The sequence below is a fragment of the Calothrix sp. CBUCES-K 9914 genome, from assembly GCF_059640475.1.
Window position 1 is genome coordinate 1 of the sequence record NZ_JBXXZH010000290.1, and the last position, 10,504, is coordinate 10,504.

The following is a 10,504-nucleotide window of genomic DNA, read 5'->3' on the forward strand; positions in this document are numbered from 1 at the left end:
CCCAATATAGATACGCTTATACTTCTGCTTTGCGACGCATTCGTGGCGCCGGTTGTCAAATAGTACTAGATGCGCTAGTACTATCAGAATTTATAAACGCTTACGCTCGATTTTTTTATAATAAACTGCCATCAGAACTCAAGCCGGGTGATTTCAAATTGTTTCGCAACAGTTCTAGTTTTAAACCTGTTGCAGAACAAATTGCCCGACGCGCGCGGAAAATACTAGAAAAATCTGAACCAGCTAAAAACCGATTTGAATCAGCAGAAATTATATCAATATTAAGTGAATATGCAGGTGGTGAAGCTGATTTTAATGACCAAGTATTAGCTGAATTATGTAGAGTGAATAATTTAAAGTTGGTTACTCACGATGCTGATTTTAGCGGTACTAATTTAATAATTTTAACCGCAAATCCAAGATTGTTAACGTCAAAACAGGGGCTATTGGCAACGGATGATGAACGGATGTAACGGATGGTTGATTTTTAATTGTAGGTGCGTGACGCTATCAGTATTGCGCTTCGTTTGAATATTTTAGTAGCGTCACGCACCCTACTTAATATGGTGGATAACCAAATTCATCATCATCTGCGTAGACGTAAGAAGAACTAGCAACTCCAGCTCCAGCCATTGCCATTTTGTTTTCCTTTTCCGCACGAACTTGTTCTTTACCAAACTCTTTGTAATCTTCAAATGTTTTATTAATAATTTCAGATTCGTAAGAGTCGGAAGCGATTAAAAATTGAGTTAAATTTGAAACGGTAGGATGTTTATAGTCTACTGTCGAAGAAACTAAAACTGTATTCGGTTGAATTCCTCTTTCTTCACAATCAATAATTGGACAAAAGATACCATGAGCGTGAAATAAAGCTCCTTTGGGAGTAAAAGGTTGTTTGCGATAAGAAGCATATGAACGCTCAAGTTCAACTACAAACCCACCCGATGGTCTTCCCTGCTGATATTCGCAGTAAGTTTTACTAAAACTTGCTCCAGCGGCGCCGTGAAGCGTTAATTGTAGTGGTGTTTGATGTAAAAACTTTTTGTTTTCACCAACTAAAAAAACAAGGTAGCGAGTAAAAGTTTTAAATTTTAGTTTGTCTGCTAAAAAGGCATCATAATTATCACGAAGCGTACCAAGCTTGTTTCCGGTTTCTCGATCTTTTACTGATAATGGACCGCGACGCACTATCACTATTTTCGGAGTTGTGGTTAGATACACCGTTTCGACTCCAGAAGTAAACTCATGCTCAATTTTCTGCCAGTTCGAGTCAGGTTCAAAGCCTACAGCTTGGGCATTATCTAGCTTTACCGCTAACCCATAGGCTTGCATACCATCGGCGCCGTAACGTGGGTTGATCATTTGGCACCAAGGGATGACCTGAGACGGTGGTGCATTGAACTTCTCGTCTTCAAAGTCGAATTTTGCTGAAGCTTTCATTGTTAAGAGCTTTTATCAGTAGGATTTAGGACTGTGTATTTTGGATACACTTTCGCGTCTTTGTTAGCATGATAACCTTTTTACCATTTTCGTCGAGCTTTGCGTATGATAGTTAAGCAGTTTTAACATCCGAAACACGACGTTAAAGATTATCCATCTATAATAATACAATGCTACTATTATAACCTTTATGGTTAAATTGTACTATATAAATAGAAATTGGTGAAATAAAAATGCAAAAAGTATATAAATGTTTATAAAAATGTTTATAAGGTGAGTTAGAGCGTACCAACTCACCAAAAGCGATTGGATTTGTTCGGTTAGTTAAGGAAAAATCGTTATTAGAGTAACTGCTCCTGTGATAGGCGTTGTTCGTAGTAATCAACGATTTTTGCTGTAACGTCGGAAATATCCAAACCATCAGTTTGAATTTCGACAGCATCAGTAGCCTTCCGCAGTGGAGAAATTTTACGAGTACTGTCTTTAGCGTCGCGTTCGGCGATATCTTTTTCCAGTTGCTCTAAATTTATTTGCGGTAGACCTTGCTTTGTAAAGTCGGTTTGGCGCCGACGCGCGCGTTCAGTGACGGATGCAGTTAAATAGATTTTGACTTCAGCATCGGGAAAAACTTGAGTTCCGATATCGCGACCTTCGGCAACTAAGCCACCTTTTTTGCCCCAAACTTGCTGCTGTTTTACTAGTGCAGTACGAACAGCAGTTTGTGCAGCAATGGTTGATACGTTTGATGTTACTTCAGGAGTTCTTATTTTCTGGGTAACATCATGACCATTGATACATACTTGAACTGGAGAATTTAGATTTTGACTTGGCGCCAGTTCGATAACGCACTGACTAACCAACTCAGCAATAGCACACTCATCCTCAATACTCACACCAGATTGCTGCACTAACCAAGTAACAGCTCGATACATAGCTCCAGTATCTAAATAAATTAAACCGAGATAAGCTGCCACAGTACGAGCAACAGTTGATTTACCAGCACCCGCAGGACCATCGATAGCGATAATCGGTTTGCGATCGCGTAGCATGGTGTTGTCGATTAAGCGTGTAGAACCAAGACGAGCAGCGATCGCGAGCATTCCTTCCTCCTGAATAAATTCCAATGGCATTAAAGTAGTCGGTTCAACCAATTCAATATATTCCACCATCACAGAACTGACCATTGCCAAACGTTGCTCGACTAGAGCAATTAGTTCTTTGGCACCGCGAGTTCCTGCCTTAAATGCGGTTTGAGCTACCTGTAAACTTTGGTATAAAACAGCAGCCTGTTCTTTTTCTGAGTCGCTCAAATATTGATTGCGCGAACTCATTGCAAGACCAGATGCTTCTCGTACCGTTGGACAAGCAACAATCTCAATAGGCAAGTTGAGGTCACACACCAGCTTTTTAATAACAGCTAACTGTTGACCGTCTTTTTGACCGAAATAAACTCGGTCAGGCTTTACCAAATTAAAAAGTTTGGTAACAATTGTTGTCACACCCTGAAAGTGCCCAAGCCGAGAACGACCACACAAGCCAGATATCATAGCAGATGGAGGGATAACCTGTGTAATGATTGATTCTTGTATATACTTCTGGGTTATTCCCATCTGTTCCGGAGTTGGTGCAAAAATTGCATCGACTCGTGCCTCCTCACACAATTCTCGGTCATGTTCTAATGTCCGAGGATAGCGTTGATAATCTTCTTCTGGACCAAATTGTAGGGGGTTTACAAAAATGCTCACGATAACTGTGGCATTTTCTAATCGCGCCCGTTGAATCAAGCTGAGATGCCCTTGATGCAAAGCTCCCATCGTTGGTACTAAGCCAACTGCTGTTTGATGAGAACTAGTTACTTCAAATTGTAGCGGCTCTGAACAGTGCATATCATCTTGTTCTAAGCCACATTTCTCTATATAGCAGCGCAAAGCTGCAATTGTCGTAAGCAAGCGCACACAATACCCCTATTTTTATCAGTTCCCCGCCTACGTTAGTTTATCTCTGAAATCCTCCTTCGGAGATATGAGCAACCGGGATTTGCGCCTTAATATTAAATAAAAGAGACGCGAATATCGCGTCTCCACAGGGTGTATAAGTGAAAATACTTAATTAAAAAAATTTGTGAATGAAAGCGGGTGAGGTTTGCGACGTGCGTATTACTGCTGGATTCGATAAGAAACTTTTATGCTTACTGAACCATCAGTATTCCTGTGAAGAAACAAGTTTTTTAATCCGAGTTTTTGATTATTTTCCTAGCACCTCGATTTTAACAGGCGCCACACCTCCGCCAATCATGCCGATAAGACGGGCAGCACCATAGGACAGGTCGATAACCCGGCCGCGAATAAATGGTCCTCGGTCGTTAATTCTCACGACCACAGAGCGTCCATTACGAGTATTGGTAACACGAACTCGTGTTCCGAAGGGTAAACTGCGGTGAGCTGCGGTCATTGCTTCGGGGTTAAAGCGCTCACCAGTGGCTGTACGATTGCCCGAACCATCGTAACCGTAGAACGAAGCAATTCCACGAAGCGTTACTTTGATTGGTTCTATAATTTCGTTGGGCAACTTTGGTATTGGGAGTGATGGCAACGAAAATGGAAAATTTGCAATCTCGCTTATCGGTTCAGCGGCGCCGATGAGTCTTCGTAAGCGGTTAGTTGCTTGTAATGCATCAGCAGCGAGATTTTTAGTTGAATCTGGCGCCAGGGTTTGATTATCAATCGCTACTAGTTCTTGCCCATCAACTTTGATGACATAGCGACCGTTTGACTGAGTGTCAGCTAAGTTTTTGTTTCGATTAGCTGAGACTGAAGTATCAGAAGATGAACGTTCCCAACTGACGGTAATTTTGTTGGCATCAACTTTTTGCCGAATTAAGTCATTGATGCGAGCAGCTACAACACTTGCTCTTTGAACTGGGTCATTACCGTCAACTTGTTCCGATTCGATTGCTGATTGTGAGCTCGAGTTAGCGACAGCATAGCCTTGTAAGCTTGCCATCTGACCAATTGTACCAACCTTGGTTTCTGTACTGGTGGTTTGCTGCTGACCCACAAAAGTCAAAACCGGAATATCTCGAATGTAAAGCGTTGCTGCCTGCCTTCCAGCTACGTTATGGGTATGAATCTGTGTAGTCGGCGTCGTGACTGCACTACTACTTTGATTTTGATATTCTCCCACTTTCATCACTTCGCCATTTGGCTGTGAAGTGTCTTGTGCCATTTGCTTAGTCGTTTGACTTCTAGCAATTGAAGGTGTGCCGATAACAGCACAAAGCAGAGCAACAACGGTCAATAAATATCTATGGTTCATTTTGTCCGAATTTAAAGCTACGTAAGATAGAGCCAAGACAGCTGCGTACACAAGCACACATAAAGCGGTTTGGATGCAAATTAATATGCAAAACCGCAAAGTATCTCAAACTCGTACCGCTTTCACTTTTTGTTTGTGACTGCAACAGACTAACACGAAGTTTTGCACTTGGGGATCAGGGATTTATCGTAAACTTTAGTAAACTTAGTAATCTTAAAAGTCTATGACCTCGGTCTAAGTCAATCAGAAAGAGACTTTGGGTGATGTAACAAATATTTTCAGAAACAACCGAATTTTTTTTTAAAACTTAACAAATTTCAGGAACCAAAATGGCATCGCACGAATCAATAATAAATACTTTCCCTAGCCTAAAATCCTTCTCAATTATAGACTTCAGTACGTAGAACCCTCTTGGCAATTTTGGCAAGATAGGTGCCGACAACCCCCAAATTCGAGAGTGCCTAAGTTGGTTAAGTATATGACAGTAATTTTGCGAATACTCAAGGATAAATCAAAAAAAACATGTTTTTGGGTAACACATGTACGTAAGTAATATTGCGTATACTTAAGTAAATTTACTAACAGAGAATGAGATGGAGTTTGATACTTAAGTTTAATTTATATAAGTAAAAATAATAAGTAGATAATTGTTAGCTTGCTCCTGAGAAATTTTTGACACCTTTTATGCATATAAACAGAAAACCTACAGGTTGAATTAATATATTGGCATTCAGAATAGCCGAATAATGGGAGAATTGAATATCACAAACTTTCCCTCTTTCCCGCGCGAATAATGACAGATACAAAAAACATAGAGATAACAGCATCAGCGCTATCTTCATTTTTGGATGATTTACATTCCAAATACAAATCGTTGCAAACGGGTACTCTTGCCAACTATATTCCAGAACTGGCAAAAGTAAATCCCGACCTATTTAGTATTTGTATCGTTACAGTAGACGGTGATGTGGTAACGGTTGGTGATTTTGAGCATCTATTTACAATTCAATCGATATCCAAGGTTTTTGTTTATGGACTAGCGCTTTGTGACCACGGCAGAGACTATGTTTTAAAGCGGGTTGGAGTTGAGCCAACAGGGGAGGCATTTAACTCAATTATTTTAGACGAGCAATCGAAGCGACCTTATAATCCAATGGTAAACGCAGGCGCCATTGCCACTACAAGTTTAATTAAAGGCTTTGGCGCCACCGAACGTTTGAACCGTTTACTCGAAATGTTTCGACGTTATGTAGGTAGAGATGTATTTGTAGATATATCTGTATTTACATCTGAACGCAGCACAGGACATCGTAACAGAGCAATGGCGCATTTAATGCTGAACTTTGGGATGATAGACGGGCAAATAGACGAGTCATTAGATTTATATTTTCAACAGTGTGCAGCAATGGTAAACTGTCGTGACTTAGCAGTCATGGCAGCAGCATTAGCAAACAAAGGTATTAACCCACTTACAAAAGAGCAAGCAGTCGATAGTAGCTACGTCAAAGACATTCTTAGCATTATGTACACTTGTGGGATGTACAACTTTGCTGGAGAATGGGCATATAAAATTGGACTTCCAGCAAAAAGCGGCGTTAGTGGAGGAATTATTGCTGTAGTACCCGGTCAAATGGGAATAGCAGTATTTTCACCCCTGTTAGACGCGCGGGGTAACAGCATTCGCGGAGTAAAAGTATGCGAAGAACTATCACAACACTTCGGCTTACATTTGTTTGACTGCGTTGACAAGCGCCTGTTTATGTAATGCACTGGTTAATCGCGCAAGTCTGTTAAAATAAACTAAAAATCAGCTTTGTTCCTAAGCTCTCAAACTCGTCTTTTGGCTCTAAACAAAGCACAGTTTTTTGAGTTGTGAGATCAAGAGAGCGTCTGAGACTATATAATTAAGGTTAAAATGCAAGAAAACCATATGAATGCTTACAAAAAATATATTACAGTAGAAGACCCCAATCATACGGTTTTGTCAGGGCTGCCTTTCAAACCTGGACAAAGAGTTGAGGTGATTATTTTAGCGGAAGATAAAGGAAGAGAGGATTTAGCTGAAAAAATGCGTCAGTTACTCAAAGAAACACAAGCATTACACCAAGATAATCCACTAACAGATGAGGAGATAGCTGCAGAAATTGAGGCTTACCGTAGGGGCGAATGAAAGTAATCATTGATACAAATATTTTGGTTTCCGCAGCGCTATCTGGCAGAAATGCAGAATTTGTTATTCTTTTTGTTATAAGTAATCCAGAAATTGAATGGGTGGTGTCAGCAGAGATTTTACAAGAGTACAGAGAAGTTTTAAGTAGAAACAAGTTTAAGTTGACCCAAGAACAACTCAATCGTTGGTATGGGATTTTAGATACTGCTACAGTTGTAATTAGTCCGAAATTGGAGATTGATTTCCCAAGAGATCAAAAAGACGCGAAATTTTTATCTTGTGCGATCGAGGCTAATGCGAATTTTTTAATTACTGGCGATTTGGATTTTACTGACGCTCAAGCATTAATACAAACAACTATAGTTTCTGTTTCAAATTTTAGGAAATTTATATCACATTTGCTATAGAATCATAAAACGAAAGTTATACTTACAAAACATAGCAATCCTAAATTATTTTTGAAAAAATCTAGGTTATGGATTGTCACTTTTACAAATAAAATTTATATCTAATTTATTTATTTTCTCACCACAGAGAAGCAGAGGGAAGAGGAACAGAAGTTTGTTCACGTAAACGTATTTTTCCTAAAGGGTAGTGTACTGCAGGTAAAGAATGCGCCAACCCCCTTTTAAAGTGGTGTCAGAGCTTGTAAAAATAGATAGAGTTGTAGAATATTTCTGAATCAGAAACCAAATTTTGCTTCAATGGCAACGGAAGAATTAAGAAAATATGTTCAAGAACATCGTGAGGATGAGGAGGCTTTCTACGAGTTGTTGGATAGTTTTATGGTTTTTTCTACCCCTATTACCTAAAAGATTTAGAAATAGACGAAGCGGTAAATTTATTAAGGCAAATAGCCAAGTTAGAGGAAGATAGCGAGTTAGAAGCATTTATTTGTACGTCAACAGGAAACTCACGCATTCGTGCAGTTCATCATCTTGCAGGTGGAAACCCGCGCGTATACGTAATTTTTTCTCAGTTTTTAACTCGTAAATCACTCGATGAGCTTGTAGAACCGTTCATGCGGATGCTTGATGATTTAACGCCATATTACCAAGCGCGAATGTCATGGTTATCTCAGCAACAGCGAAAGATAATAGAATTTTTAGTTGAGAGGCGCCATCCTGTTACGGTAAAAGAAATAGCTCAACGCTGTTTTATTACGCATCAAACAGCATCGAGTCAACTTAAATATTTACGCGCGAAGAGTTATGTCGTATCTGAAGCTATAGGACGAGAGTCATTTCTTCTGAATTTCAAATTTCGCTGCGACTTGCTAATACTGCGTATCGCTATAAAGAAAGTAAGGGGGATAGACGAGTTTTACTTGAGTTGCCTGTTGAAGAACGTAATTTGTTGGAAGAGGTTTTGGTGTAAATGAAGGAAGTTTTAGTAAGTGAAGTAATTGAGATTCTTCAGATTCCAATACTACTCGATTAAGCATTTTAATCCCCCCAACCCCCCTTATTAAGCGGGGGCTAAAACGGGAGCATCCACTTTTGGAACATACATAATTATTTGGCGCCGGAAAGCCTACTATACGGGTAGTCTAGAAAAGTCGATCTGCCAAAAGTGGATGCTCCCGGCTAAAACTCTTATAAAGTCCCCCTTATTAAGGGGGATTTAGGGGGATTAATTCTAAGTTAATACTAAAACCTACGCAGTATTGCTTCAGATTCTTTGCTTCGTGACTAATGACATTGTTTATCTATCTTGTGGGATGGGCATCCTGCCCGTCCTATTATTCAAGGCGCCTGTTTCTAATATTTCATGTTTTAATATCAGGGGCGCTCCGGGATGCCCGCTCCACAAGAAGATTACAAGAAATTTAAGCTACTGTTACTTGTGATGTGTCTACATCTGAGGCGCCGTTGACGTTTTGCGCGAGTGATACCATTTTGTCGAGTACATCTTGGCTAGGGACTTCACCTTTTAATACTACTTTACTACCTGTTTGAGCTACCCAAAGTGTGTCAACATCATCGAGGTCGCCGTCTTGGTCGAATGCTAGTGCAACGCGCTTGGCTAAACCGCTTTGGTCATATTCTCCGTTTAAACCGATGCGTTCGGGTGCTATTGATTCTGTGGCTGAAGGTGCATCGGCAACTTCTTGTTGTATTGCGTTCTGCTGTGGTTCGGGATTTACTTCTGCGTTTTCTGGTTTTTCGAGTCCAAATAGTCTTTGTAGCCAGCCCATGATTTTTGCTCCTATTAAATATTCATAACATTAGGATATTACGATGCTGTGTTATTTAATCACATCTCTCTTAATTGATAGATGTGTTAACTGTGTAAATAGACTTTAAGTAAGATTTTTTATGAATGTTACAATTCCGACTTGATATCCTTAGTAGATACAAAGTCATGGAACTTGGCATAATCGATACAGCGCTCCCCTTTACGTGTTCGAGTCAATATATCAACAAACCGCGCATCCCATACGATTTCGTCGGGTATATATGAATGACGCGCGTGGATTGTTTGTGATACTGTTTCATCAATTCCTGTAAAAATGACGAGAATTTCCATTTCATCCTCAATCATTTTTTGCTGCGTTATACCATAAAATGGACTATTTTCATCAATTGTGTGCATTACTGACCATGAAAGCGCAAACAGTGGAGACTCGCTGCGAATTAAGGGTATATCATAAAATCGCCGCATAAAGTTCCCTTCTAAAGTGTATTCATTGCGAACTATTGTTACACGTATTTGCGCTTCTAAAATCCAGTTTTGACGCTTGTTCGCGACCCGAAACATTAATGTTGGTAAGCCATCGTACTTTGTTATCAGTGCTACACGGCTAAATATTACGCGCGCTCTGGGTAGTGAAAAGCGAGCAAACATAATACCACTCGCCATTGTCAATATCAATAACCCAATGATTGATTCTATCGTAACTAATAAATTCGCATAAGCTGTTTTCGGATACATGGCGCCGTAACCAATTGATGCCATTGTCTGAACGCTAAAAAAGAAGGCATCAAAAAAGTTACCTGGACGCGCGTTCTCAATTCCACCACCACCTGCAAGGTAAAGAAGCGCAAAAATCGCGTTGGCAATAAAATAGCCCAAAGTTACCAATGCAATAAAATTTGGCCAGGAAATAGTCAATAGTGCATGGTAAGGGTCATAACGCCAAAGTGAATATGATATGCCTTTACGAACTCCTTTAAAAGTTCCATATCGGTTCACCACACGAGGTTTAGCTTTATCTTTGCGACTATTTTTAGGCATCTAATATATCACTACTAAGGCAAATGCTTAGGAATTTTAGGATTTCTTCATTATCTAGCATTTTTGATACCGTAGGTTAGGCGTCCCGCCTGACCGTCCGTACAGGCAATGCATAACCGTTCGCACAGCACCTACACCCTAGAAGGGTGGGGCTATACGAACAAAGCCCCGAAGTTTGGCGCTCCGGAAGCCGACACCGCCAACTTCTCTCTGCCTACGCAGGCTAAAAAGCTTTATTATTCGTATTATTGATAAATATTTATGTTTATTATTAGCATTGCAACTAAATATTAATACTTAAGCATTAGATGTGAGTTAACTGTAAAAATGGTTACTGTATAG

11 protein-coding genes are annotated in these 10,504 nt (G+C 39.9%); 6 read left to right on the top strand and 5 right to left on the bottom strand.

The window, feature by feature from the left end; translation table 11 throughout:
• Positions 1–473: PIN domain-containing protein (locus tag AC2JBO_RS38230; RefSeq protein ID WP_496958859.1), on the top strand; the 473-nt coding region annotated here is incomplete at its 5' end.
• An 85-nt stretch (positions 474–558) separates the two neighbouring features.
• Here AC2JBO_RS38230 and AC2JBO_RS38235 read toward each other — a convergent pair.
• The 3 genes from AC2JBO_RS38235 to AC2JBO_RS38245 all read right to left on the bottom strand — a co-directional run bounded on the left by AC2JBO_RS38235 (position 559) and on the right by AC2JBO_RS38245 (position 4,755).
• On the bottom strand, positions 559–1,440 hold the full coding sequence (locus AC2JBO_RS38235) for a DUF5895 domain-containing protein (RefSeq protein ID WP_496958860.1): 882 nt from the start codon (positions 1,438–1,440) through the stop codon (positions 559–561).
• A gap of 341 nt (positions 1,441–1,781) precedes the next feature.
• Positions 1,782–3,395 carry a bifunctional pantoate--beta-alanine ligase/(d)CMP kinase gene (locus AC2JBO_RS38240; RefSeq protein WP_496958861.1) on the bottom strand — a complete coding sequence of 538 codons (1,614 nt, stop codon included), beginning with the start codon at positions 3,393–3,395 and terminating at the stop codon, positions 1,782–1,784.
• 289 nt (positions 3,396–3,684) lie between these two features.
• On the bottom strand, positions 3,685–4,755 hold the full coding sequence (locus AC2JBO_RS38245; protein ID WP_496958862.1) for a septal ring lytic transglycosylase RlpA family protein: 1,071 nt from the start codon (positions 4,753–4,755) through the stop codon (positions 3,685–3,687).
• 793 nt (positions 4,756–5,548) lie between these two features.
• Here AC2JBO_RS38245 and glsA point away from each other — a divergent pair.
• From glsA to AC2JBO_RS38270, 5 genes are all read left to right on the top strand, one after another.
• Positions 5,549–6,520 (top strand): glutaminase A, encoded by a 972-nt coding sequence (glsA, locus tag AC2JBO_RS38250; protein WP_496958863.1) that lies wholly within the window; start codon positions 5,549–5,551, stop codon positions 6,518–6,520.
• 150 nt (positions 6,521–6,670) lie between these two features.
• Positions 6,671–6,925: a hypothetical protein gene (locus tag AC2JBO_RS38255; protein ID WP_496958864.1), complete on the top strand. Its 255-nt coding sequence runs from the start codon at positions 6,671–6,673 to the stop codon at positions 6,923–6,925.
• Positions 6,922–7,332 carry a putative toxin-antitoxin system toxin component, PIN family gene (locus AC2JBO_RS38260; RefSeq protein ID WP_496958865.1) on the top strand — a complete coding sequence of 137 codons (411 nt, stop codon included), beginning with the start codon at positions 6,922–6,924 and terminating at the stop codon, positions 7,330–7,332. The genes AC2JBO_RS38255 and AC2JBO_RS38260 overlap by 4 nt, the downstream gene beginning before the upstream one ends.
• 297 nt (positions 7,333–7,629) lie before the next feature.
• A complete protein-coding gene (locus AC2JBO_RS38265) occupies positions 7,630–7,737 on the top strand; it encodes a DUF6887 family protein (protein WP_496958866.1) in 108 nt (35 codons plus the stop codon).
• A 209-nt stretch (positions 7,738–7,946) separates the two neighbouring features.
• The gene (locus AC2JBO_RS38270; protein ID WP_496958867.1) at positions 7,947–8,306 is read left to right on the top strand and encodes a MarR family transcriptional regulator; all 360 of its coding nucleotides are present in this window, start codon (positions 7,947–7,949) and stop codon (positions 8,304–8,306) included.
• 447 nt (positions 8,307–8,753) lie between these two features.
• Here the strand turns inward: AC2JBO_RS38270 and AC2JBO_RS38275 are convergent, their stop codons facing one another.
• Positions 8,754–9,122: a phospholipid-binding protein gene (locus AC2JBO_RS38275; protein WP_496958868.1), complete on the bottom strand. Its 369-nt coding sequence runs from the start codon at positions 9,120–9,122 to the stop codon at positions 8,754–8,756.
• 128 nt (positions 9,123–9,250) lie between these two features.
• Positions 9,251–10,162 (bottom strand): ion channel, encoded by a 912-nt coding sequence (locus AC2JBO_RS38280; protein WP_496958869.1) that lies wholly within the window; start codon positions 10,160–10,162, stop codon positions 9,251–9,253.
• Between the last annotated feature and the right edge of the window lie 342 nt (positions 10,163–10,504).

What these genes read in the sequence shown, in the direction of transcription:
- AC2JBO_RS38235 (WP_496958860.1), bottom strand. Translation starts at nt 1,440, where the DNA reads ATGAAAGCTTCAGCAAAATTCGACTTTGAAGACGAGAAGTTCAATGCA.
- AC2JBO_RS38245 (WP_496958862.1), bottom strand. Translation starts at nt 4,755, where the DNA reads ATGAACCATAGATATTTATTGACCGTTGTTGCTCTGCTTTGTGCTGTT.
- glsA (WP_496958863.1), top strand. Translation starts at nt 5,549, where the DNA reads ATGACAGATACAAAAAACATAGAGATAACAGCATCAGCGCTATCTTCA.
- AC2JBO_RS38255 (WP_496958864.1), top strand. Translation starts at nt 6,671, where the DNA reads ATGCAAGAAAACCATATGAATGCTTACAAAAAATATATTACAGTAGAA.
- AC2JBO_RS38260 (WP_496958865.1), top strand. Translation starts at nt 6,922, where the DNA reads ATGAAAGTAATCATTGATACAAATATTTTGGTTTCCGCAGCGCTATCT.
- AC2JBO_RS38265 (WP_496958866.1), top strand. Translation starts at nt 7,630, where the DNA reads ATGGCAACGGAAGAATTAAGAAAATATGTTCAAGAACATCGTGAGGAT.
- AC2JBO_RS38270 (WP_496958867.1), top strand. Translation starts at nt 7,947, where the DNA reads ATGCGGATGCTTGATGATTTAACGCCATATTACCAAGCGCGAATGTCA.
- AC2JBO_RS38275 (WP_496958868.1), bottom strand. Translation starts at nt 9,122, where the DNA reads ATGGGCTGGCTACAAAGACTATTTGGACTCGAAAAACCAGAAAACGCA.
- AC2JBO_RS38280 (WP_496958869.1), bottom strand. Translation starts at nt 10,162, where the DNA reads ATGCCTAAAAATAGTCGCAAAGATAAAGCTAAACCTCGTGTGGTGAAC.